The organism is Rossellomorea sp. YZS02 (assembly GCF_033963925.1).
Lineage (GTDB): Bacteria > Bacillota > Bacilli > Bacillales > Bacillaceae_B > Rossellomorea.
In genome coordinates, this window is sequence record NZ_JAXBLY010000003.1 from 15,853 (window position 1) to 41,185 (window position 25,333).

Below are 25,333 nucleotides of genomic sequence, written 5' to 3' on the forward strand. Positions count from 1 at the left end.
TTTCCCTCTCCTCTATGAAACTCTATTATTGTTTGACTCCAGCAAGGGACTGTCGGAGTTGATATTTTAATATTTTCCCCGACGCATTCCGTGGCAGGGCCTCTTCCACGAAGATCCTCCTTGGAATCTTGTAGCCTGCGAGCTTCTGACGGCAGAAATCCTTCAGTTCCTGCTCATCGACTTCTGCTCCCTCTTTCGGTACGATGACGGCACAGACGGCTTCTCCCCATGTTTCATCAGGAAGTCCGATGATGGCGGCTTCAAGGACTGAAGGATGCTCATACAGGACTTCCTCGACTTCGATGGAATACACATTTTCACCGCCAGAGATGATCATATCCTTTTTCCGGTCCACTAGGGTGATGTAGCCTTCCTCATCGATGGTGGCGAGATCCCCCGTATACAGCCAGCCGTCCCTCAGCGTCTTTGCCGTTTCCTCAGGCTTTTTATAATATTCCTTCATGATCGACTCACCTTTGATGATGAACTCTCCGACCACACCTGGCGAAATGTCCTTTCCTTCTTCATTGACTACTCTTGCTTCGGTCAGGAAGGCGGCTTTCCCACCCTTACCGAAATGGTTTTTATGTCCCTCGGGATCTAACAGGATTCCGCCGGGTCCCGCTTCCGTCAGCCCGCATAGATTATAAAATTGGTCGGTTTTGAACAATCCGATGCTCTTTCTTACAAGTTCAGGGGCCATTGGTGCCGCACCATATCCACATCGTTTAATCGAAGATAGATCGTAATTGTCGGCATTTGGCACCTGAAGCATAAAGGTATACATGGCAGGTACGCCGAAGAAATGGGTGATCCCATGCTCCTGTATCGCTTCAAGGGTCTTCACTGGATGGAACTCCCGGTGAATGACATGGGTCGCCCCTAGGACAATTCCGGATAGGAGGAACAGGTTGAGTTGGGCGGAATGGAATAATGGAGCCACATGAAGGAAGTTCTCTTTCTCGTTGATTCCCATGCTGATCATCATCGTAAGCCCCACATTGAAGACCCGCTTATGATCGAATAAGGCTCCTTTAGGTCTACCCGTTGTGCCTGATGTATATAAAATTTCCAGATCATCCTCATCACCGACCTGAACGGGCGGTTCCTCTGTATTCTCTGAAAGCACCCGCTGGAATGAATGGTGCCCCACTGTTCCCGGGGTCCCTGTCGTGATGACATGGAGGACTTGGGTTTCTTCCCTGGCAGACGTGACGGTCTCCTCGAATTCTTCGTCACAGAAGACAAGAGCCGCTTCGGACTGGTCGAGAATATAATGAACCTCCGATGACGTCAGGCGGAAATTGACAGGAACGAGGACCGCCCCGACCTTGGCACCTGCTAAGAAAGCAAGCACGAACTGATCGGAATTTTTCATCATCAATGCCATCTTGTCACCTTTTCGGATTCCAAGATGGAGAAGACCATGTGCCAGTTTATTCACTTCTTCATTCAACTGCTTATACGTATAGGTTCTCCCTTCACATACAACCGCCAGCTTCTCCGGCTTCTTCCTCGCATTTTGCGCTACACAAGAACCAATATCCATTCTCCATTTCCCCCTAGTGATATGTTTGAAAACGCATTCATTTTTATTTATGCAATAATTGTGCCAACTTTCAGAAAACAGCGATCATAAGGGGTATCCGGATTCTTTAGCAATCAAGGTGTCCAGAAATTGGACACCTTGATTTGGACAGTTCTGTGCAAGATTGCTCTATACGGTCAGATCATACTTCTTCAGTTTTTCATATAATCCGGAACGGCTGATCCCGAGAAGCCTCGCTGCCTGTGCTTTATTGCCACTCGCCTGACTCAGTGCCTTTTTAATCGCGCCGAGTTCCGCATCTTCTGCCAGGCTGACCGTATTCGTAACCGTCACCTTTGAGACCAAATAATCCGGAAGGTCCTCCACCTGAATATTCCCATGCTCGGCAAACGTCATTCCCCGTTCCAGTACGTTTCGAAGCTCCCTTACATTTCCCGGCCAGTCGTATTGAAGAAGTGCTGTTTTCGCTTTTGCGGATATGCCGGTGATGCTCGTTCCAAGCATGGAATTGAGTTCGATCATCAATTTTCCGGTGAGATGTTCTACATCATGGACACGCTCGCGAAGCGGTGGAATATTCAAGGAAATGACGTTCAGCCTGTAATAGAGATCCTCCCGAAATTCCCCTGCCTTCACCATTTCCTCCAAATTCCGATTGGTTGCCGCAATGATGCGCACATCGACCTTGATCCGTTCATTACCCCCGACCCGGTAAAATTCACGCTCCTGCAGAACCCGTAACAGCTTTGCCTGAAGCGAAATCGACATATCGCCGATTTCATCGAGAAACAGCGTCCCCCCATTGGCAAGGTCGAATTTCCCGACTTTCCCCCGCTGCTTCGCTCCTGTAAACGCCCCTTCTTCATATCCGAAGAACTCCGACTCCAGTAAATCCTCCGGGATCGCTGCACAATTCACGATGACAAATTTGCCGTCGCTCCGGGCGCTGCTGTTATGGATGGCGTGGGCGAATAATTCCTTCCCGGTCCCGCTTTCTCCCCTCACCAGCACAGTCGACCTGCCCTTCGCTGCTTTGGCGGCACTTTTCTTTAATTTATCCATATAAGGATATTCACTGAGGATATGATCCCAGGTGAATCTGGCGGCTTCGGATTTTTGCAGCTGGCCTTGATAAAAGCTTGCCTTGTTTTCAGCCTTTTGCAGCCTCTTGAACAGCTCGCTCACCTCATTCAGCTGCCGGAACATCACCTTCCCGATGGCGCCGATGACCCTGCCATCCTTCATGATCGGAATTCTGTGCACAATATATTTAATGCCTTGCCTTTCGTAAACATCACTGAATTCTGCTGTTTCTGTCTTAAAGACCTTCCGAAGCTTCAACTGTGGGAGCACACTATCCGCCTCGCGATGCAGCACCTCTGTTTTTTCGAGATTGAAAAGCTCAAGCAGCGGCGGACTGACCATCGTGATCACATTTCGTTCATCGGTCATCAAGATGCCATCATACGCATGCTCCAACGTCGTCTCGATGGTCAGTTTCAACTTTTTGACGGTCTGCAGCTCCTCGGCCATCTTTTCAATTTCAGAAACATCCTGGAACAGAACGATTTTCCCTTCCTTATGGTTCACGGTTTCATAGGAGGAAATATGCAGGATGCACTGATAGGTTTCATCATGATGATGTCCAAGGTCTTCTATAGCCAGACTTGGAACTATTTCGCGGAGATGACGTGCATGAATGGAATCGATGGAGCGACCTGTGATCTTCGAAAATGATTCATTGGCATAAATGATCTCCAGTTTATCATCCGTCATCAATACCCCTACACTTGAGTGCATCATGATCGTTTCCAGCTGATCCTTTAACGTATTGGCTGATTTCAATAAAGCCATCACCATTTCCGTTTTGGTCAGTAACCCCATCACTTTGCCCTCCTCATCAAGGACAATCCCCGTTCCCGCCTTGCTCGTTTTCACCATCTCCTCGATTTCGTGATACGGTGTATCCACCCGGATGGTTCGTGTTTCCTTCTTTATGTATGCCTTGATCGGCGTCTCAAGCGGCATCTGGTCAAGCATCATCTGGTACAAACCGCTGCGTGTGAACACTCCCTGGAGGTTACGGTCACCGTCTGTAACCGGCAGGAGGTTCCACTTCTTTTCTTTAATGACCTCAATCGCTTCTTTTAATGTGGTTTCTTCCGTCATCACACAATCGATCGGCGTGACCATATCCCGGAACTGAATCATTCCAATCCCCCTTTTTCCGAAAATTCAATCTGTTATCACCATTATAAAGCTTTATGCATCAAAGGTCACTTCCCCCATTTTCGATTGGTGCCACTAATCATTTCAACTGTCCAACCAGGAGAACCTCACAAAAAAAAGACCAGAGGCTATAATACCTCTGATCCCTCCTTTATTTCGGCTGCATACGGATGGCTCCGTCGAGACGGATCGTCTCCCCGTTCAGCATCGTATTTTCCATAATACTCCCCACCAGCCGGGCATATTCATCAGGGTGTCCCAGCCTCTTAGGGAATGGAACCATTTTCCCAAGAGATTCTACCGCCTCCTCCGGCAGTGATTCAAACATCGGCGTATGAAACAAGCCCGGCGCGATCGTCATCACACGGATCCCGTACGAAGCCAGTTCCCTTGCAATTGGCAGTGTCATTCCGACGACTCCCCCTTTTGAAGCGCTGTAGGCCGCCTGTCCGATCTGTCCTTCAAATGCCGCTACCGATGCCGTATTGATGATGACACCTCTCTCCCCCGACACGTTCGGTTCATTCTTCGCCATGTGTTCCGAAGCTAACCGGATCACATTGAACGTACCGATCAAGTTAATGGAAATCACCTTCGAAAACATATCGAGAGAATGAACCCCCTTTCTGGAAAGAAGCTTGGAGGCAATGCCGATGCCTGCACAGTTGACGACCGTATTAATCGTACCGAAACACTCCACGGCTTTATGGATGGCGTGGGACACTTCCTCCTCACTCGTGACATCAGTCCTAACAAACAGACTTCGATCTCCAAGCTCTTCAACGAGTGAATGGCCCCTCTCTTCGGATAAATCCAATATCGCTGCTTTCCCGCCCGCTTTGATGATCTGCCTCACTGTCGCTTCCCCTAATCCTGACGCCCCACCCGTCACGATGGCGATTGATTCACTGATTTTCATTGGATGTCCTCCCTTTTCATCGATTCACCTGTTCTATTGCAAGAAATGTGCCAGTGTTGATGTGACCATGTTCATGACAGGAGAAGATGTTGAACTGTCCAGAAATAGGACACATTGAACGTCAGTAAGTCATAAAAAAGAGGTCACACATGATCCAAATGGGAAACATGTTCGTTACCTGTATAAGTCCCACACACGTTTCACAAATCATCACATGTGAAATGTGTGGAAAATAAAAAGTTTCTTTGTCCGTTCTGTTACATCTCAACATTTTTTCACTTTTTTTCAAAGAACCTCTATTGTACGGTACGTGATGCTTCATTATGATTTAGTAGGTAAACGAAAACGGAAAGGATGATCCTTATGCTGCCGATTGATCGACAACAACAGATTTTAACCTGGCTCGAAGAAGAAGGTACACTTCGGGTGTCTGATATCAGTTCCCGCCTGGATGTATCGGAAATGACGGTCTACCGTGATCTGAAGCCCTTAATGGAAGCAAATAAAGTCCGAAAGACCTCGAATGGCATTTCAACGATGGAAGCTCACAGCCTCCCAGCTGATACATGTACATATTGCCTGAAACCGGCGACCTCAAGAAGATCGGTCCAACTCATCAAAAAGGATCATGGAATTGAACAGACTTGTTGTCCTCACTGTGGCTTACTGCGTTATGAAGATATCAAGGAGGAAGTCATGCAGATCCTCTGCAGGGATTTCCTGACGGATATGACGATCAGCGGAAAAACGGCCACCTACCTGATTGATGCAGACCTGAACTTGAACTGTTGTCAGCCACAGGTCATCGCTTTTGATTCCAGGAAGCAGGCCGGACAATTCCAAACGGGATTCGGTGGAAAACTACTTAATCTTCAAGACGCCATCACGGCGATTTCCAAAGACATGCAAGGATCGGGCTGCTGCCACGACTAAGAAAAGAGGAAAAGACGATGGAAAAAAAATCATATCAAACGATTTGGAGATGGCATTTTTATGCGGGCCTCATTATTGCCCCGTTTTTATTGATCCTCGCAGTAACGGGATCGATTTATCTCTTCAAGCCCCAGATCGAGCAAAATCTCTATCAAAAATACTACGAAGTCAATCCACAGGGAGAGAAGCTTCCTGCCACTGAACTCATCGATAATGTGAAAACGCTTCACCCTGATGCACAGATCACAAGCTTCCGTCCCGGGGAAAGTGCCGACCGTTCCAGTGAAATCGGCATCAGTACAGAAGAAGGTTCCGCAACAGTCTTCATAAATCCCTACACAGGAAAGTCACTGGGTGAATTGAAGCCAGAGGACCGGATCATGAATAAAGTCGAAGAAATCCACGGGGAGCTGATGGCGGGGACGATCGGAGACCGAATCGTCGAGCTAGTTGCCTGCTGGGCCGTCGTCCTGATTGTCACGGGATTATTCCTATGGTTCCCGCGTAAAAAAGACAAGCTGTCAGGCGTGTTCCTTCCCCGCTTCAATAAAGGAAAGAAAATCTTCAGAAGGGATCTTCACGCAGTACCGGCTTTCTGGGTCACAGCGGGGATGCTGTTCCTGATCATGACTGGACTGCCCTGGTCCGGATTCTGGGGAACCAATTTCCAGAATCTCATGACGAACGCAGGGGCCGGCTATCCTCCATCCATCTGGAGTGGGGAAGCTCCACAGTCCGTCGTCAAAACAAAGGAAATCGCCGACGTCCCCTGGGCAGCGGAAAACCTGGAAGTACCAGTATCAGCACTTGAAGGGTATACGCCTTTATCACTGAATGATGTCGTCCAGATCGCCGAAAGAGAAGGCATCGACCCGAGCTATAAAGTATACATCCCACAGGATGAAAACGGGGTCTATACATTATCCGCATTCCCGGCCAAGGCACAGAATGAAGTCACGATGCATCTTGATCAATATACAGGTGCAGTCCTTGCTGATTACCGTTTCGACAACTATGGAATTGGCGGCAAAATCGTAGCCATGGGGATCACCCTCCATACGGGCACACAATTCGGCTTCATCAATCAGCTGATCAGCCTGCTCATCTGCCTTGGCATCATGCTTGTCGCAGTCAGCGGATTCTATCTATGGCTGAAACGGAAACCGAAAAAAGAAATGGGTGCACCGAAATCACCAGGTATCCTGAAAATGAAGTACTTCCTGCTTGTCATGATCGCACTCGGGATCCTGTTCCCACTTGTCGGGGCTTCCTTGATTATCGTTCTGCTTCTTGACCGGCTATTGATCAAAAAAATCCCTGCCACGAAAAAATTCTTCGGTGCGGCATAAGAAAGGACGATGTAATATGAAAACAACCTTTAAATATTTGAGTATCCTTTTCTTGTGCACGCTACTAGGTGCCTGTGCCCCGAAGGAAGATGCAGCGGAATTGTACCATCAGGAATCACCTCTTCAGGCGGATATTACGATGCCTGACGATTTCTCCGGCAGCGACCCGATCAAGGTTGAACTCACACAGGACAAGAAAATCGTGAAGGATGCCGATTTCGTACATGTGGAAATCTGGAAGAACGACGGAACGTTCCACGCTGGAATGGAAGAAGCCGAGAATGCTGGAGATGGTGTTTACACGTTTCATAAGGAACTGAAGGAAGATGGGCTCTATTACATCAAAGTCCACGCAGGAAACAACGGCTCCACGATCATGCCGACTAAGCCCTTTGCCGTCGGAGAATTATCCAAATCAGACGTCGAAGCCTTGAATGACCAGGCTCCCGTTGAGAGTGGAGATCACAGTCAGCATCATTAACATTTCAAGATCGAAAGCCTCTGCTTTCGATCTTTTTTTTGCAGAATAGCAGATTCCAAATTTGCTATAATGGTCATAAAAGGGGATGTTGATTCTATGATTATCCGAGAAACCGAAGACTCCTTCCTTATGATCAAACAACACGACCACGCCTATGTATCCGGCGAAACGATCAAACATTTCAATAAGAATCTCTTAAAATCCGATGACCTCTTCGATGATTTCGTGTACGCTGCCCACCAGCATGACCGGAGCTGGATCGGACTCGACGACACGCCAATCTGGAACGACGGGAAGCAGATCCCCTTCACCTTTTCAGACTACCCACTCCTCCCAAAACTTGCATTCTATAAAATGGGGGTGGATGAGGTCGAGAAGGTCAACCTCTATGCGGCACTCCTATGCAGCCTGCATTTCTGTTCTTTCTTCGCAAAGTCAAAGGATCCGGACTGCCTGCGCTTTCTACAGGACGAAGCAAGAAGGCAGCATGAAATCCGAAATCAGCTGACAAAGCTTGATGAAGAACTGCTCACCCAGCACTTCCAGTTGCTTCAACTGTCCGATAATCTATCACTCTACTTTTGCCTGAATGAACCGGGAGTGGAGAAAGAGTACGAGCATCCGTGGTTTAAAGATGGCTTTAAGAACACCGGGAATTTTCATCCGAGGAATCAACTTCTTCTGTCCAGATGGGTGAATGAACATGAAGTGACGTTCGATGTCTATCCTTTTGAAACAGATTTCCACGTAACGCTGCCTTATAAAAAAGTGGACAAGATGGCGATCCGGAAGGTGGGCATCGCAGAGGCTTATGGGGAGAGTCGGTTGGAGATACATTCAATTTTCATCAGAAAGTAAAGAAGACCCTGCGATCAGGGTCTTCACTCGTTATCAAGAAGAAACCGATGCCTTCACCTCGACTTCCTGCATCACTTCCCTCTTCGCTTCCAATGCTTTCATGATCAGATGATACATGACAGTGCCTGTCATCCCGAGGACCAACAGAATGCCTCCCATCACAACCGGACTCACCCATTCCCCTACTATGATGAGCAGGGATGCAATGATCATAGCGCCATAAAAGGTGAGGCTGTAAAAAGCCATATACGTACTGCGGGCGTTGGACGGCGCCAGGTCCCCGATCATCGCCTGCTTGATCGGCACATACATGAGTTCCCCGAACGTCCCTACAAAGCCCAGGATAAAAAGGAATAAAATATTATTCGTGAAAGCAAAGGCGCTGAAACAAACGGAAAAGATGAACATCCCCGTCACAAGCGTGCGGCGGTCACTCCATTTTTTGAACAAAAATAGTACAACGGCTGATAAGAGTACGACGATCATCGTATTTTCCGTCCGCAGGAATCCAAGCATCCTCGTACCGTCAAGCGTGAAGTCAAAGCCTAAGAGGGAAGTATGCTGCTCGGGAATATCCCTCTCTAGACGGATACCGACGTAATTGGTCAGGGATTGTTCCAAGGTGAGAATGAAAACGGCCCCGAGGATATACATCATGAATAATTTATCTTTCCATACGGTTGAATAGCTTTGAACCATCTTGTTGGATGAAGAAGTGTTTTCAGTGGTGGCAGGTTCAGGTGTGTAGGTTTCTGAAATGAAGAAGATGGTGATCAGGACGGACAGAAGTGTGATTCCTGTGATCCCAAGGAATAACTCAAACAGATAGGCTTTAAATAGAAACGCTCCGACGATGCCTCCGATGGCGGTGGCAAGATTTCCGAGCCAGTAGCTGATGGTGAAGACGAGCTTTCGTGAATCCGAATCCGTCACATCGATGATCATCGCCTGTGCCGCAGGCTGGAACATCCCGCCTGCAAACATATTAAGGACGAAGAACGCCGCTGTGACATATGGCAAATCGAACCACGGTGAATTGCTCAGGGATATGAAGAAGTACGTCACCATGATGCCGAGTTCAGCCAAAATCATGATCTTCCGGCGACCGATCTTGTCGGATATATGTCCGCCAATAAATCCGCCGATGATTCCGCTGATGACGATCAGGACCAGGATGATCCCGGTTTGGGTGGCGCCGATCTTCTGGGCGAAATAGATGGCCATGAACGGAATGACGGCCATGGAGACAAGTCCACCAAGGAACTGCATGGCAAGCCTCAACTTCAGGTTCGGATGAATATCACGTATTCTCATTGGGATCCCCACCCTTCCGTCACAGGACCGAATAACCGCAGGGCCTGTATTTTCATATTGTTCCAGATCAGATTCGTATGGTCATCAACGAAGGTCAATCGTAACCCATTTATAAGGGATATGTAGGATTGGGCAATCAACACCGGTGACCCTTCATAGAAGTCCCCCTCCTTCTGTCCTCTTTCAATGACAGGATAAATGCGTTCTGCAAAGACATCGACAAAGGCACTCAACTCTGTAAACAGCACAGGATATCGGTCCGGCCTCGCCAGTACCTGCTGGGAGAGGCGCAGGAAATCCTTATTTCTTGCAAACACATCCAGCTGGCAGTCGATCATGCTCTTCACCATCTCCTTCGGGCTCCCGCTGTACCGTTCCTCGATCTCACTAAAGTACGGCTTGATTTCCTCCAAGGGCTCTAGGATCGCTGCTTCAAAGAGCACTTCCTTTGTGGCAAAATACGTAAACACGGATCCGAAGCTGACACCTGCTTCCTTGGCAATGGCCGAGATGGTCGTTTCGGCAAATCCGTTTTCGCTGTATGTTTTAACAGCCGCTCCTAAGATTGCCGCTCTCTTTTTCATCATTTTTTCCTCTCGTGACATGATGCTCCCCTCCTTTTCCAAAAATGATTGATTAATCAATCTTTATTTTACTGTTAGATATTTCCAAGGTCAACGATTATTTTTCGACAAAAAAGGCTGCCTCCTGATTTGTGCATAAACCAGAAAGCAACCCTTTTTCATTCATCAAACGCCCCGTTCATCCGGACCAGAAGTTCACCGAACAGTTTCTTCTCCTCATCGGACCAGCCTTCGAGCAGTCCCTCATACCACTCGAGCCTCATGCGGCTGTCGACGGCAAGCTTTTCCTTCCCAAGCTCCGTCAGATCGAATAAGCTTACCCGCCCGTCACTTGGATCGGAGAACCTCTGAATGAGTTCCTTCGATTCAAGGGCGGCTGCTTGTCTTGACAACGTCGAAATATCGAGTTTGAACGCTTCTGCCAGCTCCTTCAATCGTGATGGCCCATATTCATCGAGCTGCCTCATCAACAGATAGGCAGACCGCTCTAATATCCCGATTTTCCGCTCGGACTGATCGCGGAAGACCGCCTTTCTGATGAGACTGGTCAATTCATACTCGATCCGTTTGATCTCCTTAGACATAGAGATCCCTCCTTTTCATTGACAACGTTCTAAGTACTTGTATAATACAAGTATATAGTTGTATCATACAATTACTGTCGGAAAATGTAAAGCGTTTTCATTGAAAGGTGGGGAAAATAGGTCCTCTTCTTACGAAAGACCTGTACTATGAAATTCATTCGAATACTCATTCAAATCGGCATTCTATATGCCTTTTCCTTTATAGGCAGTGTCATTGAGAAGCTCTTTCATCTCCCAATACCCGGAAGCATCATTGGACTGATTCTGCTTTTAACTCTCTTATCGCTAAAAATCGTCCCTGTGATCATCGTGGAGGATGGAGCAAGCTTTCTCCTTGCCATCCTGCCGTTATTATTCATCCCGGCCATGACGGGGGTTATGAACTACCCGTCTCTTCTATCCGGGAGCGGGGCCGTGCTCTTTCTCATTGTAGTAATAAGCACCGTTGTGACTATGGTTGTATCCGGTTTTGCCAGTCAGCACTTAGAGAAACGATCTGAAAGAAGGGAACATTCATGCAACAAACACTTGTCGCAATCATGATCATCGCCCTCACCGCACTCCTTTATTTTGCCATGGTGAAGGTCTATCAGCGATTCTCCTACCCGTTGCTGATCCCTGTCCTGACCACAACGATCGTGATTGTCGGACTTTTGGTCAGCATGCATATTCCATATCATGATTATATGATAGGCGGTCAGTGGATCCATTCCCTGCTCGGCCCGGCAGTCGTCGCCCTTGCTTACCCTTTGTATAAGCAGCGGACGATCCTGATGAAGTATCGCTTCCCGATCATCGGCGGCGTTTTCGCAGGTCTCTTGACGGGAATGGTAAGCGGACTACTGTTTGCCCGTGTACTTGGGATAGACCATGACCTTATTCTGTCCATTGTGCCAAAGTCCATCACCACGCCCGTCGCCATTCAAATTGCAGCGGGTCTTGGTGGCATCCCTTCCATGACCGTGATCTTCGTAATGATTGCAGGCTTCTCCGGCGTCATTCTGGGGCCGCTGGTCTTGAAGATTGGCCGCATTCACAGCTCACTCGGGCGTGGCATTGCCCTCGGCAGCGCATCACATGCCCTTGGCACCTCCAAAGCGATGGAGTACGGGGAACTGACGGTCTCAATGAGTTCAGTTTCCATGACGTTGAGCGCCCTTCTGGGTTCGATGGTAGGTCCGATTGTGGTGTGGGTATTTCATGTTTGAGGATGATGTCAAACCCGCAAAGATTTTTCGACAAGCGCGATCAATTATCCGAAATGAGGATTAATAATTGAATATCAAATATGTAGGGAAATAACGATCCAATCAGACAAAAAGACCCATTCACACCGGGTCTTTTTGTCTTTTTTGCGTTTACGGTATAACCGTAACGAACAGAATGATACCAAGTAACTAACATCGAAAGGAACAACGATATGTCCAAAAACAAAATTGGCTATTCCCTTTTAATCATCATGATCTTAGTATTCATTCTGTCGTATTTCGCCATCAACCCGATCGGGGGAAAAAACCGGGATAATGACGTCCATTCCCTGATTTCCAATATGACCCTCGATGAAAAAATTGGACAGATGCTCGTAGCAGGAGTCAATGGCACCCAAATGGATGAACCTACGAAGAATCTGATACAGAAGCACAAAGTCGGGGGATTCATCTTCTTCTCGGATCATTTGACGAGCCCGGAGCAAACGGTCCGATTTTTGAACCAGCTGAAAGAAGCAAACACCGATAACCCTCTTCCCATGCTCTTAAGCGTCGACCAGGAAGGAGGAAATGTGACAAGATTGCCCGGAAGGATTTCCAACTTCCCTACCAATCAAAAGATTGGAAACGCGAACGATCCCGACATCTCCTATGAAGTCGGTACCCTTCTCGGTCAAGAGCTGAAAGAGTTTGGTTTCAACCTGGACTTCGCGCCTGTACTCGACGTAAACAGTAACCCGAACAATCCGATCATCGGCGACCGGTCTTTCAGTGCTGATCCGGATATCGTCAGCGAATTAGGGATCCAGACAATGAAAGGAATTCAGTCTCAGGGAGTTATTTCAACGATTAAGCACTTTCCTGGTCACGGGGACACTTCCGTCGATTCCCATCTTGCACTCCCGGTTGTCAACAAGAGTCTCCAAGAACTAGAGGACATGGAGTTAATTCCATTCAAGCGTGCCATTGATGATGGTGCAGACCTCATCATGGTGGCTCATATCCTGCTCCCAAGACTCGATGACACCTATCCGTCGTCATTATCGGAGAAAATCGTGACAGATCTTCTACGCAACAAACTGAAGTACAAAGGCGTTGTCATCACCGATGATATGACCATGAAAGCCGTAGCGGACAACTTTGGTATGGGTGAATCGGCGGTACAAGCCGTCAAAGCCGGCAGCGACCTTGTCCTCATCGCCCATGATGCTCAAAAGGCAGTGACGGCCATGGAAGCTCTGAAATCAGCCGTCCAAAATGGTGATATTTCAGAGGAGCGAATTAATGAAAGTGTAAAAAGAATTATTCAATTAAAACAATCATACAGCCTGGAAGATACCCATACAGGCGAGGTCGAACTGAGGGAAATAAACCACTCTATCGACGCAGTCAACTCAAGAATCCAAAGATAAATCAAAAAGGGCCGACCCATCACATCGATAATCGATGTGATGGTCAGCCCCCTATCTACTTCAAACAAGAAAAGGATTCACCGATCACTTACTAAAGTCTTATTACATCTAATAATTTTTTACACACTCTTTATTTCTACTCACTCTCACAACTACTACTTCTCTATCCAAAGTTTCATTATTATTACTATCTTTTAGTTCTACATAAAAGTAATATAATCCTCGACGATTAAACGTGGCGACAATATTTGCACAAGAGTTTAACGTTACAGGCTCAAATACATGAATACCGACACTATTAAATTCAATCGGAAACCCATTACCGAATGAAAATTCAATATCATCCCTTTGATCCTTGTCCCCTAAAGTCACTTGAACATATGTTGGCACTTCGACTTCTTCCGTTGACAAAGCACAAACCTGAAGAGGCTGCTGCTGCCCAACAGTCGTGAAAGACGGTGCTCCTACTAACTTTACAGCATAAGGCATACTATTCACCTCCTTTGCTAGAGGATGCTTTAGTATATGACCGTAGTGACTTCATTGCTTAGATGCATAACCATTATGATAAAAAAAAGATAGAGGTACCCACTATCATTCTGGGTTCCTCTATCTTTTTAATTGGAAGAAGTAGTCTAACTTCCTACCAATTCAGGTCTCTTCCTTACTAATCACAACATCGCTCTTTCAAAAATGATCTCATAATCCGTCGGTTTTCCGTGGCCGTTGTACTTAAGGGGCAGCACCTGGACCAACCGCCATCCGTCAGCGGCATACTCCTCGATGATCTCCCTGTGCTTCGGCTCGGTGAAAAATCCTCCCAGACTGGTTTGGACGTATGCGTATTCGTACATGACAGCACCTCCATGGGGTTTTCTTACTTTACTGATTTATGGTACTGAAGGTTTCAACTTCTTCATTGGAACAGACAAGCTCCAGCATCTTTTCTACTGCCCTTACAACCACCAGTGGCTCATCTCTTTGAATATAATGGGCACTATTCTTCGCAAGCACAAATTCTCCCTTGGAAGAAATCACGGCCAACTCCCTCTGCATGTCATTCCACAATTGCTGAGATGCCTTCGAATAGTGATCTTTATTACCTGCTGAAAGCACCGTGACCGGCATGCTTAAAGTCTTCTTATATTCTTTTAGCTGCCCCAGGCTTTCCATAAATTCTTCGTAATTGCCTTCACGGACAAATTGCTTGCGATAGGCTTCTTGGAAATCTTTCGGCATCGCAGGAAGGAAGTGTTCCCTATAATCCACCGGTGTCGAGTCCACCAGCACCAAGCCCGCGACCTCTTCAGGATATTCATGGGCATATACACTCACATTGACTCCCCCGAAAGAGTGCCCGACAAATAAATAAGGTGGCTTGATGTCCAGGCATCTCAGCAGTTCCTTCAGCTCTTTTACCATCTCGCGGCTCGTTCTCCGATTCGGACTCTTCTCGCTCTTCCCAAGTCCTGCACGGTCGTATACTAGTACTTCTGTTATTTCTGATAAATCCTCGACAACTGAATCCCATGCTTTTGAATAATCCCCGTAGCCGGCATCCATAACCACCGTGGGTTTACTGTTTTTCTCTCCTATTAATTTAGAGAATAGTTTAAAGCCGCTAACCTGCACATACCATTCTTTAGTCATTACCTTAAGCCCTCTCTTTACTCTTCAAACTTTTTATATTCTGAAAGTATACATCTGGAGATGACCAATCTTTATAAAGAAGAGGGATTTCAGTGCTCTCTTCGTGTTGAATGGACAGAAGGTGCGCTAGATAATGAATCATTGCATCAATGTCCTCCCTTGTCCCAATGGGGCCGTGTCCCGGAATGACCGTTTCAATATCCAGCTCCTTTATTTCTTGTAAAATATCTATCCAACTAATTGGGTCGGTTTCATCAAAGAATGTCGGATGACACTGAACAAATACCAAATCCCCCGTGAAAATCACTTTCTCTTCCGGAAGGTAAAGCATGCTATCGCAGAAGGAGTGCCCCCCTCCCAATGTAAATAGTTTCGCCCTTCGGTCTGTTCCCTGTAATATCTTCTCTTCCTTAAATGTTTCATTGGGCAGAGTCAACTCCAGATCCGGCAACGACTGTTTCATTTCATATAAAAAGCTCACTTGATCTAGAAGGGTTGATTCCCCGGATTCATTAAGCTGTTTTTCAAGAGATGCGATATATTGAGTAAGTCCGTCGATGTCCACTTTCTGTTTCTCAATTCTGGGAGGATGAATTTCTTTCATTTTTTCTAAGGTCTTCTCGCTTGAGAGGATGGAAATGTCCTTAAAGGATTGATTGCCCCGGATGTGATCTCCGTGATAATGGCTATTTACGACGTACATGACACTCTGATTCGTGATTCTTTCAGCAGCTTCCCTCAACTCTTTCGATGCTTGTTGCGTGTTAAATGTATCAAACACGATTACTCCATCACCTAAATCTACAAATCCTGCATTGGCAACTGCCCCGCCTCCAGGTTTTGATATGGCAGCATAGATACCTTCTCTGACTTCATTGAGTGTAAAGTGATTATTATGAAACTCAATTTTCATCCTCTTCCCCCTTATGAAAAGATGTTGCTACTCGTTTTTTCTATCCATTACTTCAGTTTGCACCCGCTCAATCTCCCCGATCTTCCATTCTATGATTTCACGAATCCCCTGTTCTGACAGATATCCTTCAAAATACTTCTCCACTTCCCATGCAAGCATCATCGTCAAATGGTCTATGTATAGATAGCCCAGATCACTCGAAAAATCGTCATCATCCAGAATGATTCCGCACTCCCTCATGCATTGCAGATAGAATTCAGGGACGAACGTAATCAACTCATCTTCGTATACATCCTGCATCAGGATCGTCACGTCTCTTAAAGGAGAGCCGATCGCTGCCCATTCCCAGTCAATGAACCAGATCTCGTCATCCATATAGAACATATTTTCCAGATGAGGGTCTCCGTGAGTGATGACGGGGGGACATTTTGTTTGATAATGAGGGATATCCAATCGCTCATAGGCATCCAAAATGGTTCTCTCCCATCCTGGACTGGTCCACGATTTTCTTGAGCATAGTTTACCTAATTGATCTAAGCACCAATCCCGCCATTCCGAACTTAATTGATGAACAGGAAGCTTGGTTTGTACGGGATTCATGCAATGAAGAGAAGTTAATCTCGTTAAAACATCACCTATCGATCTCCTTTTTTCATCTGAAGACTGTGTCTGAAATCCTGTTTTTATGGGAGACCCCAAATCCCACATCAACATCGCTTGTGGCGGATCATCCCATATACGGACGACTCTACTGAATGGATTCACTATGTCAGCTATTTTTCTATGAATCTCTACTTCCTGATTTCGTTCATTCGCAAATTCCTTGTAGATGTATTGGACTCTTTTCTTTTCACTTAAAGCATCGATTCTAGAAATATTCCCCGCGTGAGCACCACCGATTGTTTCCATGCTCAGAAGCTCTACGTCCATATCCCTCAACCTGCGGACCATATGATTCACCTGCCCACCTCCTTTTCACACCCTTATAATGTCATTATTTCAAATTAATGGTACGAACACAAATAAAGACGGCCCCCACTCGAGCCGCCTACTGTCCTTCACTGTTCTGTTTATCTAACTTACTATTAATCTCATGCAAAAGGTATAACCCTCTCACCAGACAACCCGTGATGATCCCAAAACCGATGGCAAGGCCGAATACGTGTAATGGGGTCAATAAGAATCCGATGATGGAGGCTGTGATAATTAGAAATATTAAAAACAAACCTTTCCCTCCAACTACTTCATCGCTTCCTTCATTTTTTCATAATAAGCTTTCCAGTCTTTTTCTCCATTCTCAATAAGCATGTGCTTAACCGGCAAGTCCTCAAGAATCCCTATCTCCAGATCCCTTCGCATCTCAAGAAACTCCACTAGCCCTTGGTAACCCTCGAGCCCATTCGCTTTTCCGTAACCTTGCTTCACATGATAATCCGTGAAGAACTGACGCCACTCCTGACTGCGATCCTCATATACATGATGGAACGATCGATCTACGTCCTCCTGGTAAAGATAGATCAGCAGGGGATTTAGAGGTGCGATCAACTCACTGATTTTCTTTAATTGGTCTGCAAGTCTCTTTGGCTCTGCATTATGCATAGCGATGTACTTAGTAAATTGATTTTGCACGAAACAACACTCAAATATGTACACTTCCTCTTCGAATTCCGTCTGCTCCACGAATTCCTTCCAATAGTGATACGAAACGTCTTCAAACGTGTCGAGATCCAATTCGTAGACATCATAAGAAGCCAATTCATCGACAAGAGCAGCATCCACATTTGAAAGCTGACGATATGGAATAAAATAGTGGTTGCCTTTCTTTTCAGCAACCTCCCCGATTGTCTTCCGATGTTCAGAGAATGCCTCCAGTATGTCGTTGAACTGATTTTCATCTAAACAAGCTGTCGATTCATAATCAGCAGGATGACGACTGTCTCCTTCTTGAAAGAGCTTAGCCGTGATGCCTTCACTCTCTAAATATTCTTTAATGAAATGAGCCGTGGTCGACTTACCTGATCCCGGTATCCCCTCGACGATAATTAGATTCGTTTTCAATAATGTCACCCCTTTTCCTTCATTTCCTGAAGCATTTCCACAATGCGTTCATTTGTCTTATTTATTTTCCTCAATTGAACTTCAATGGAGAAAACGGTGATGACCAGGGCCATTCCAATCAAAATCATGTTGCAAATCTCCTTAATACTTGATTATTTATATAAATGATACCCATTCTTTTATAAGTCCTATCAACATAACAAGGGCTACTGCCAGATAAGCATACCCCGGCTTCCGGTCCCCCTCATTTTCTATCCTCTTTTCTATCCCGAATAGCAGAAACATCAAGGCTAAGCATGTTAAAATGCTACTACTTGAAAAGTCCAGATTCCCAATAAAAAAGTGATAGACTCCAGCACCACATGCTAAAAAAGCAATGAGAACATTCACCCTTTTCAATACGTACAATCTAATCCCTCCCGTCACTCCCTTATTTTACCACTAACAGATCATTTCTTGGCACGGCTCATGAAATTTCATCCATAAAAAATACCCTGCGAACCTCCACAGGGCATTTCAATTGATTCACTTAGCTATACGCAACTTCTTTATCCCTCAAACCCAACGCCTTCGCAGTCGACGTATGGATTTCCTTGAAGAGCTCAGGATTTTCTCCCAAAGCCACTCCATAGGAAGGAATCATTTCCTTGATCTTCGGCTCCCACTCTTTCATGTGCTGAGGGAAGCATTTATCCAATACTTCAAGCATGACGTGAACGGCAGTGGAGGCACCCGGAGATGCGCCTAATAGGGCAGCGACGGATCCATCAGCGGCACTTACCACTTCTGTACCGAACTGAAGGGTTCCTTTACCTGCATCTGTGTCTTTGATGACCTGAACACGCTGACCGGCTACGACGATATCCCAGTCCTCGCTCTTCGCGTTTGGAATGAATTCGCGTAATTCTTCCATGCGTTTTTCATTGGACAGAAGAACCTGCTGAATCAGATACTTGGTTAATCCCATTTCCTTCACACCCGCTGCAAGCATCGTGAAGAGATTATTCGGTTTCACGGATGTGATCAGATCCATATTCGAACCTGTTTTCAGGAACTTCGGTGAGAATCCGGCAAATGGTCCGAACAGAAGTGATTTTTTATTATCAATGTAACGGGTGTCAAGATGCGGAACCGACATCGGAGGAGCTCCGACCTTTGCTTTTCCGTACACTTTCCCGTGATGCTTTTCGATGACTTCAGGATTGTTGCATACCATGAAGAGGCCGGAAACCGGGAATCCACCGATTTGCTTGGACTCAGGGATGCCGGTCTTCTGAAGCAATGGAAGGCTTCCGCCACCGCCTCCGATGAAGACGAACTTCGCCGTATGATATTCCATCTTAATGCCGTCGATATCATGGACCTTCACTTCCCATGAACCGTCAGATTTGCGTTTGATATCTTCCACACTGTGATTGTAGTTGATTTCCACGCCTTTATCACTCAGGTGGTCGAACAACTTGCGGGTCAATGCCCCGAAGTTGACGTCGGTCCCTGAATCGATCTTCGTCGCTGCGATCGGTTCATCCGATTCACGGCCATCCATGATCAGAGGAATCCATTCCTTCAATTTCTCCGGATTATCGGAGAATTCCATGCCTTCGAAGAGAGGGCTCGCTGACAGCGCTTCCAAACGTTTTTTCAGAAATTCCACATTTTCTTCACCTTGAACCATGCTCATATGCGGGATCGGCATGATGAAGTCCTGTGGTTTACCAATGAAATTGCGGTTGACGAGATAAGACCAGAATTGTCTTGACAGTTGGAACTGTTCATTGACCTTGATTGCTTTCGAAATGTCTATAGATCCATCAGGCTTTTCGGACGTATAGTTGAGCTCGCATAGTGCAGAATGTCCGGTTCCGGCATTATTCCATTCGTTTGAGCTTTCTTCCCCTGGCTTCGCGAGCTTTTCAAACACTGTGATTTCCCATTCCGGCGCCAACTCTTTCAGGATCACCCCTAAAGTCGCACTCATGACACCAGCACCAATTAAGATAACATCTGTTTTCTTCTGTAAGCTGCTCATTATAACCTTCCTCATCCACTATATTTGCAGGCGCTTCCAATCCAGCACCTTCATGTGTCAAAAAAAATCATACCATCTTCTATTATAATGATTCATAGGGTAAAATATCTAGTATTATCTGATTATTATAAACTATTTTACGAAAAAACAAAAGCGCAAATAGTGTCAAGAACACTTGGTGATAAAGGTTTATTAGAACCTTTTCCCCTCTGAACCCAAGCGCCCCAATGGTAAATCCGACTAAATCAGTAGAGATCCATTATTAGTTTTCCAGAAAAATATTTTTCGTGAATAGGTCCGACGTTAATTTCGATAATTCTGTCTATTTATTATTCGTCCACGAGCTAAATAGGGTGAAAATCTTCCACTACAAATTTCTCGGCTACTAGACTAACAAAACATCCCTTTTTTAAAGGAAGCCCGCTCTATCCATCAGAGCGGGCTTCTATTAATCTACTTCTCTCTCTTCGCTCGGAACGGCCACCAGACCCCGTTGCCGAATGATACCGTCATAGCCGGGATCAGTAACGGCAGGACGATCAGCCCGTACAGGAGCAGCCCTGTGATGACAATCGTCGCAATCTGTACAAGACTCAGAACCCCCGATGGCACCATGGCCCCGAATGTTCCTGCAAGGATGATGGCCGCGGTGATGATGACCGTCCCCATCTTCGCCATGGAAGCTTTGATGGCGTCTGTCACCGTCATGCCTTCTGCGGATTGTTCACGGAAACGGTCCATGAGGAAGATCGAGTAGTCTACCCCAAGAGCCACCAGCATGACAAATCCGAAGAACGGAACGGCCCAGCTGATGCCGTCATATCCTAGTCCCTCCACGAAGATCCACTCGGCCACGGCTACAGATGTGAAGTACGTCAGTAGCAGGGATCCGATCATATAGATCGGCATGATGAAGGAACGGAAAAGAATCGCCAGGACTACAAACAGACTGATAAGCATGATGGTCACGGTCTGGGTGAAGTCACTCGTTGAGATATCACTCAGGTCGCGGTTGATGCTTGACACCCCACCGATGGCAACTTCGGTATCTTCAAGTGGTGTATCCTTGATGACGCGTTCTGTCGTTTCATTGATGCGATCAACCGTATCAATGGCTTCTGGTGAGTAAGGATTATCTTTCAGGATGACTTCAATCTTCATACCTTTTTGATCCCCGAAAGAATACCGGTCGATCACCTGGGCAAAGTCTTTATTATCCAGGGTACCCGGTGGGAGATACAAGCCCGTATCCCGTATCGTCTGACTGTCACTCATCCCCTGAAGCTGATCACCGGCCTGTTTCAATCCGCCTGTGATTTGATTCAGACCGTCCAGTGGATTCGGCGCACCTGGTTGCGGAGCTTGACCTTGCCCGGCCATGGCAGCCTGCTGGCTCAATCCTTTTACTGCCTGATCAAGACCATCTGCTGCTCCATTCACACCTTCTGCAATCTTTCCAAGCTGGTAGTCCGCATTGAACTCTTCAATTGCATCTCCGGCAGGCCGCGTAATGGAACGTACACTCTTGACCCCGTCGACTTTCGCAAGCTCACGGCTCAGCTTTTCCACATAAGGGATCGTGTCCTCTGTCACTAGCTTCTCTTCACTTGAAAGCAGGACCTGCACAGGAAGGGAATCCCCCTGCCCGAAACCTTCTTCAATCGCGTGAAGACCTTTGACTGAATCATAGCTGTCCCCGATTTCATCCACCGTGTTGAAGGAAAGGGCATCGTCATACGTGAACAACAATGGAACGGTGATCATCGCCACTACTGCCATGGACAGCAGGGGACGGTTGACGGAAAGCTTGCCCATCCATGCCCAAAGCTTACTGTCATTGTGGGAAACGGATTTCTTTGATGGCCAGAATAGCTTTTCCTTTAATGTGGCCATGAAGAACGGCATGACCGTGCTCAACACAAGAAGCAGCACCGCAATCCCGACTGCCACGGCCACGGCTGATTTAAAGATCGGGAAATCGGCAAAGCCGATGGCGAAGAATCCGATGAACACGGCGAGCCCGCTTATGTAAAGCGTACGTCCCGCGGTTTTATACGTGCGGATGATTGCCTCATTAATGGGCTGGCCCGCTCCGAGTTCCTCCTTGAAACGGCTCAACAGCAGGATGCAATAATCCGTCCCGATCCCGAACAGGATGGCGACCAGGAATATTTGTGTGTAGTTCGATACGGGAAACCCAAACCAATCGATGAAAAAGGCCACAATTGATTGACTCAGCAAATACGTGATCCCTACCGCTACAAGGGGGATAAGGGGTGTCACGATGGAACGGAACACGGCAAGCAAGAGGGCAAAGATCAGTACTACGGTAATGATTTCTGTCCGTTTCAATCCTTCCTGTGCGCTCAGGTTTACATCGTTATTGATGATAGCTTCCCCCGTCAAGTAAACAGATGACTGTCCTTTAAGAATGTCTGATTTTATGGAGTCAGCCAGTTCTACGACTTCTTCTTGTGATCCATCGACTGTTATGGGTACGAGGACCGTTTTTTGATCTTTTGAGACGAGCTGGTTTTCGAGTTCCTCGCTTTCAAACGGATCGAGGACCGAACTGACAGGATCTCCGAGCTTCTTCAATTCCTCTACATTCGACGCGATGTCTTTCTTCGCCGAATCCGTCAATGTTTCATCCAGTGAATACACCACTGAGATCGTTTCATCCCCGGCACCGGCATCATTCAGCATTTCCATCGCTTTCTTTGATGCGGCATCATCCGGAAGCTGGAATGTACCCGCTTCCTCTGCCTGCTTTGTAAGGTTCGGTGAGATAATAAATAATATGGCCGTTATGACGAGCAGGCCAATCGTAATCGGCCACTTGAACATGATCATGGATTTCATCCTTTTTCACCCTCCAATTTTAAAATGGTTTTGATTTTCCGGAACATGGTGAGGAATTGATCCAGCTCTTCATCCTTCACCTGATCGGCGAATAAGGCTTCGATATAGGCATAGACCGCTTGATCCGATTCCCTAACGATCCTGTGGCCTTCATCGGTCAGACAAACGAGCTTGGAGCGCTGATCCCCTTCAGCCTTGATGATTTCAATCAGATTCTTCTCCTCGAGCTTCTTCAGCCGGTTGGAAACCGCACTCTTATGAACACATTGAAGCTCTGCAATCACCCCGGCAGGAATCGGTCCGTTCTTACTGACAAGCTTCAGCATCTGGATCTGCTCCGGTGAATACTCCTGCCATACCTCTGCCTTCACATTCTTGAGCACCCGCTCTGTCCCGAATACCATGACATCCTCGAACAGCTCGACTGCTTCGATTAACCGCTTATCCAATTAGTTGACCCCCTAAACTAAATATCGTTATTTTATAGTTTAGGGGGTCAACTATACGGAGTCAAGTAATAAGATGAAAATGAATAAATAAAAAAAACTTGGGCTGCTGTTACCTTCACCGCAGCCCAAGGTCTTTTAATCCCGGTACCCTTTCCCGATCACTTTCTGTTGGTCTTTTGAAACGTACACATCAATATCCCCTAGTGAATGGTTGCTTCCCGTATAGAAAACAATGATATACACTTCTTCCCCATCATACTGATGATCTGTTAAGACCCCCATTTTCTTATTCACAGTCCCCTCTTTCAGGGTGGCGTTTTTCCAGTCCCCTTTTATTTCATTCTGTTCTGACCGTGAAAGGGAGTCATAGGCCGTTTTGATCACAGGATTTGCGTCTTGATCCTTCTCCAGGCCACAACCACTTATGATTATGCTTAGGATCGCTATAGCCATTAAGACCTTCCCCATCGGCATCCCCCACGCTTTTTCCTCATTATCTCTAATGATAGATAAGATAACAATATTTTTCAGAATTCATTGACAAATCTATCTCCAGAAATCATATAATGGTATTACCATAATTAAAATTGGTCTTACCAATCAGGAGGTGCTTTCATGAAAGACCGTTCTTCGGATATAGTCGCCAGAGACATTTCCCGCTCCATTTTGGCGGGCATCCTGAAGATTCAGGAACCTCTTCAATCTGAGAGGGAATTGGCTGCTCAATACAAAGTCGGCCGCCCCACCATCCGCGAAGCCCTGCAGCGACTGGAACGGGACGGTTGGATCACCGGCCGCAAGGGGATGCCTGCTGTCGTGAATGATTACTGGAAACAGGGGAACTTGATGACGATCGTTACCATCCTGCAGCACGAGGAGGAGATTCCGGATGAATTCATCGTCCATATGCTACAGCTTCGGGTCTCGATAACACCGGCTTATTTCAAGGATGCCCTGGAGAACAGCAGGCTGAAAGTTGTTTCCCTCTTCGCCCCGTTCGAGGATATCCCGGAAGAAGCCAATGCCTATGCGGAATTTGACTGGCAGATCCAGCACGGGGTCGCCATGCTGTCGCCGAACCCCATTTACCTCTTGATCCTGAACAGCTTTAAGGATATTTATATCAGGATGGCAGAGAAATACTTCTCGGAATCCGAACTCAGGACCGCTTCACGTGACTATTACAACAGACTTTTGGAATGGATATTGGCCGGAGACATTCAACAAGCCGAGCAAACCATCCGGGACATGATGGAAACAAGCATTACGCTTTGGAAACAAAAAATGAATGGAGGAACGGAGAAATGAAGGAGAATCGATTGTATCGGGATTTCTTTTTACATTTTGATATTTTAGTGATGGCGTGCATTTTTTTAGTGGTGCTGGGATTTTTGGTCACGAGGGAGCTTTCGTTATTCAGTCTCTTATTTTTCACTGTGGGGATCGTCACCTACATGTTCAGCGAATACCTCACCCACCGCTTCCTCTTTCATATCAAGGCACCGAAGAACCCTTTATTACTGAATTTAATCAAGCGCCTGCATTACGATCATCATAAGAAGCCGAACGACCTAAAGCTCCTATTTCTACCGATCTGGTACAGCGCACCCAACCTCTTTGTCTTGTGCCTGTTGTTTTACTTCATAACCGGATCCATGTCATTTACTCTTGCATTCACCACCGGGATACTCTTCATGTTCTTTGTATATGAATGGAAGCACTACGTCGCTCACCGGCCGATGAAACCGAAGACGCGCTTTGGCCGCTGGCTTAAAAAGACGCATGTCCTTCATCATTATAAGAATGAGAACTATTGGTACGGGGTGTCGACCCCATTTGTCGATGTGCTGTTCGGCACCTACAAAGAAGGAAGCGACGTAGAAATGAGTGAGACCGCGAAGGATTTGGAGAAGAGGGCATGAAAAAAGTCCGATCGGATTTGAACCGATCGG

General features: G+C 46.6%; 28 protein-coding genes. 9 read left to right on the top strand and 19 right to left on the bottom strand.

Going from position 1 to position 25,333, the window contains the following annotated elements; translation table 11 throughout:
- Positions 1-25: 25 nt before the first annotated feature.
- From SLH55_RS04180 to SLH55_RS04190, 3 genes are all read right to left on the bottom strand, one after another.
- Complete coding sequence (locus SLH55_RS04180) at positions 26-1,549, bottom strand: long-chain-fatty-acid--CoA ligase (RefSeq protein WP_320322760.1); 1,524 nt, start codon at positions 1,547-1,549, stop codon at positions 26-28.
- 168 nt (positions 1,550-1,717) lie between these two features.
- Positions 1,718-3,760 (bottom strand): sigma 54-interacting transcriptional regulator, encoded by a 2,043-nt coding sequence (locus tag SLH55_RS04185; RefSeq protein ID WP_320322761.1) that lies wholly within the window; start codon positions 3,758-3,760, stop codon positions 1,718-1,720.
- Between the two features lie 169 nt (positions 3,761-3,929).
- Positions 3,930-4,697: a 3-hydroxyacyl-CoA dehydrogenase gene (locus SLH55_RS04190; RefSeq protein ID WP_320322762.1), complete on the bottom strand. Its 768-nt coding sequence runs from the start codon at positions 4,695-4,697 to the stop codon at positions 3,930-3,932.
- Between the two features lie 363 nt (positions 4,698-5,060).
- On the opposite strand from SLH55_RS04190, the gene SLH55_RS04195 reads away from it, so the two are divergent.
- The 4 genes from SLH55_RS04195 (at position 5,061) to SLH55_RS04210 (ending at position 8,318) form a co-directional block, all read left to right on the top strand.
- Positions 5,061-5,630 carry a DeoR family transcriptional regulator gene (locus tag SLH55_RS04195; RefSeq protein ID WP_320322763.1) on the top strand — a complete coding sequence of 190 codons (570 nt, stop codon included), beginning with the start codon at positions 5,061-5,063 and terminating at the stop codon, positions 5,628-5,630.
- A 17-nt stretch (positions 5,631-5,647) separates the two neighbouring features.
- Positions 5,648-6,979 carry a PepSY domain-containing protein gene (locus SLH55_RS04200; RefSeq protein WP_320322764.1) on the top strand — a complete coding sequence of 444 codons (1,332 nt, stop codon included), beginning with the start codon at positions 5,648-5,650 and terminating at the stop codon, positions 6,977-6,979.
- A gap of 16 nt (positions 6,980-6,995) precedes the next feature.
- Positions 6,996-7,460, top strand: a complete 465-nt coding sequence (locus SLH55_RS04205; protein ID WP_320322765.1) for a FixH family protein — start codon at positions 6,996-6,998, stop codon at positions 7,458-7,460.
- Between the two features lie 96 nt (positions 7,461-7,556).
- Complete coding sequence (locus SLH55_RS04210) at positions 7,557-8,318, top strand: DUF3891 family protein (RefSeq protein WP_219167611.1); 762 nt, start codon at positions 7,557-7,559, stop codon at positions 8,316-8,318.
- A gap of 33 nt (positions 8,319-8,351) precedes the next feature.
- Here SLH55_RS04210 and SLH55_RS04215 read toward each other — a convergent pair whose 3' ends face one another.
- The 3 genes from SLH55_RS04215 to SLH55_RS04225 form a co-directional block, all read right to left on the bottom strand.
- Positions 8,352-9,632 carry an MFS transporter gene (locus SLH55_RS04215; protein WP_320322766.1) on the bottom strand — a complete coding sequence of 427 codons (1,281 nt, stop codon included), beginning with the start codon at positions 9,630-9,632 and terminating at the stop codon, positions 8,352-8,354.
- Positions 9,629-10,237, bottom strand: a complete 609-nt coding sequence (locus SLH55_RS04220; RefSeq protein WP_320322767.1) for a TetR/AcrR family transcriptional regulator — start codon at positions 10,235-10,237, stop codon at positions 9,629-9,631. The genes SLH55_RS04215 and SLH55_RS04220 overlap by 4 nt, the downstream gene beginning before the upstream one ends.
- A gap of 137 nt (positions 10,238-10,374) precedes the next feature.
- Positions 10,375-10,800: a MarR family winged helix-turn-helix transcriptional regulator gene (locus tag SLH55_RS04225; protein WP_320322768.1), complete on the bottom strand. Its 426-nt coding sequence runs from the start codon at positions 10,798-10,800 to the stop codon at positions 10,375-10,377.
- Between the two features lie 147 nt (positions 10,801-10,947).
- Between SLH55_RS04225 and SLH55_RS04230 the strand changes: the two genes are divergently transcribed.
- From SLH55_RS04230 to nagZ, 3 genes are all read left to right on the top strand, one after another.
- Positions 10,948-11,343 (top strand): CidA/LrgA family holin-like protein, encoded by a 396-nt coding sequence (locus SLH55_RS04230; RefSeq protein WP_219167615.1) that lies wholly within the window; start codon positions 10,948-10,950, stop codon positions 11,341-11,343.
- Positions 11,316-12,008 carry an LrgB family protein gene (locus SLH55_RS04235; protein WP_320322769.1) on the top strand — a complete coding sequence of 231 codons (693 nt, stop codon included), beginning with the start codon at positions 11,316-11,318 and terminating at the stop codon, positions 12,006-12,008. The genes SLH55_RS04230 and SLH55_RS04235 overlap by 28 nt, the downstream gene beginning before the upstream one ends.
- A 212-nt stretch (positions 12,009-12,220) precedes the next feature.
- Positions 12,221-13,420, top strand: coding sequence for a beta-N-acetylhexosaminidase (gene nagZ, locus SLH55_RS04240; protein ID WP_320322770.1), 1,200 nt, complete (start codon positions 12,221-12,223; stop codon positions 13,418-13,420).
- Between the two features lie 108 nt (positions 13,421-13,528).
- Here the strand turns inward: nagZ and SLH55_RS04245 are convergent, their stop codons facing one another.
- The 13 genes from SLH55_RS04245 to SLH55_RS04305 form a co-directional block, all read right to left on the bottom strand.
- On the bottom strand, positions 13,529-13,909 hold the full coding sequence (locus SLH55_RS04245) for a hypothetical protein (RefSeq protein ID WP_219167618.1): 381 nt from the start codon (positions 13,907-13,909) through the stop codon (positions 13,529-13,531).
- 182 nt (positions 13,910-14,091) lie between these two features.
- Entirely contained in the window at positions 14,092-14,274 is a 183-nt protein-coding gene (locus SLH55_RS04250; RefSeq protein ID WP_320322771.1) for a DUF4177 domain-containing protein, read from the bottom strand.
- 28 nt (positions 14,275-14,302) lie between these two features.
- The gene (locus SLH55_RS04255) at positions 14,303-15,070 is read right to left on the bottom strand and encodes an alpha/beta hydrolase (protein ID WP_320322772.1); all 768 of its coding nucleotides are present in this window, start codon (positions 15,068-15,070) and stop codon (positions 14,303-14,305) included.
- Between the two features lie 4 nt (positions 15,071-15,074).
- On the bottom strand, positions 15,075-15,983 hold the full coding sequence (locus tag SLH55_RS04260) for an MBL fold metallo-hydrolase (RefSeq protein WP_320322773.1): 909 nt from the start codon (positions 15,981-15,983) through the stop codon (positions 15,075-15,077).
- Positions 15,984-16,010: 27 nt separating this feature from the next.
- Entirely contained in the window at positions 16,011-16,934 is a 924-nt protein-coding gene (locus SLH55_RS04265; protein ID WP_320322874.1) for a phosphotransferase family protein, read from the bottom strand.
- 97 nt (positions 16,935-17,031) lie between these two features.
- Positions 17,032-17,208: a hypothetical protein gene (locus SLH55_RS04270; RefSeq protein ID WP_320322774.1), complete on the bottom strand. Its 177-nt coding sequence runs from the start codon at positions 17,206-17,208 to the stop codon at positions 17,032-17,034.
- A 14-nt stretch (positions 17,209-17,222) separates the two neighbouring features.
- Complete coding sequence (locus tag SLH55_RS04275; protein ID WP_320322775.1) at positions 17,223-18,041, bottom strand: hypothetical protein; 819 nt, start codon at positions 18,039-18,041, stop codon at positions 17,223-17,225.
- Positions 18,042-18,046: 5 nt separating this feature from the next.
- The gene (locus SLH55_RS04280) at positions 18,047-18,169 is read right to left on the bottom strand and encodes a hypothetical protein (RefSeq protein ID WP_320322776.1); all 123 of its coding nucleotides are present in this window, start codon (positions 18,167-18,169) and stop codon (positions 18,047-18,049) included.
- Between the two features lie 28 nt (positions 18,170-18,197).
- Positions 18,198-18,449 (bottom strand): hypothetical protein, encoded by a 252-nt coding sequence (locus SLH55_RS04285; protein ID WP_219167625.1) that lies wholly within the window; start codon positions 18,447-18,449, stop codon positions 18,198-18,200.
- Between the two features lie 121 nt (positions 18,450-18,570).
- Positions 18,571-20,070: a malate:quinone oxidoreductase gene (locus SLH55_RS04290; RefSeq protein ID WP_320322777.1), complete on the bottom strand. Its 1,500-nt coding sequence runs from the start codon at positions 20,068-20,070 to the stop codon at positions 18,571-18,573.
- 453 nt (positions 20,071-20,523) lie between these two features.
- Positions 20,524-22,932, bottom strand: coding sequence for an MMPL family transporter (locus SLH55_RS04295; RefSeq protein ID WP_320322778.1), 2,409 nt, complete (start codon positions 22,930-22,932; stop codon positions 20,524-20,526).
- On the bottom strand, positions 22,929-23,381 hold the full coding sequence (locus SLH55_RS04300) for a MarR family winged helix-turn-helix transcriptional regulator (RefSeq protein ID WP_320322779.1): 453 nt from the start codon (positions 23,379-23,381) through the stop codon (positions 22,929-22,931). Before SLH55_RS04300 ends, SLH55_RS04295 begins: the two co-directional genes overlap by 4 nt.
- 135 nt (positions 23,382-23,516) lie before the next feature.
- Positions 23,517-23,849, bottom strand: coding sequence for a hypothetical protein (locus tag SLH55_RS04305; RefSeq protein WP_320322780.1), 333 nt, complete (start codon positions 23,847-23,849; stop codon positions 23,517-23,519).
- A gap of 147 nt (positions 23,850-23,996) precedes the next feature.
- On the opposite strand from SLH55_RS04305, the gene SLH55_RS04310 reads away from it, so the two are divergent.
- Positions 23,997-24,689, top strand: a complete 693-nt coding sequence (locus tag SLH55_RS04310) for a GntR family transcriptional regulator (RefSeq protein ID WP_320322781.1) — start codon at positions 23,997-23,999, stop codon at positions 24,687-24,689.
- Positions 24,686-25,303, top strand: a complete 618-nt coding sequence (locus SLH55_RS04315) for a sterol desaturase family protein (RefSeq protein ID WP_320322782.1) — start codon at positions 24,686-24,688, stop codon at positions 25,301-25,303. Before SLH55_RS04310 ends, SLH55_RS04315 begins: the two co-directional genes overlap by 4 nt.
- The last annotated feature ends 30 nt before the right edge of the window (positions 25,304-25,333 follow it).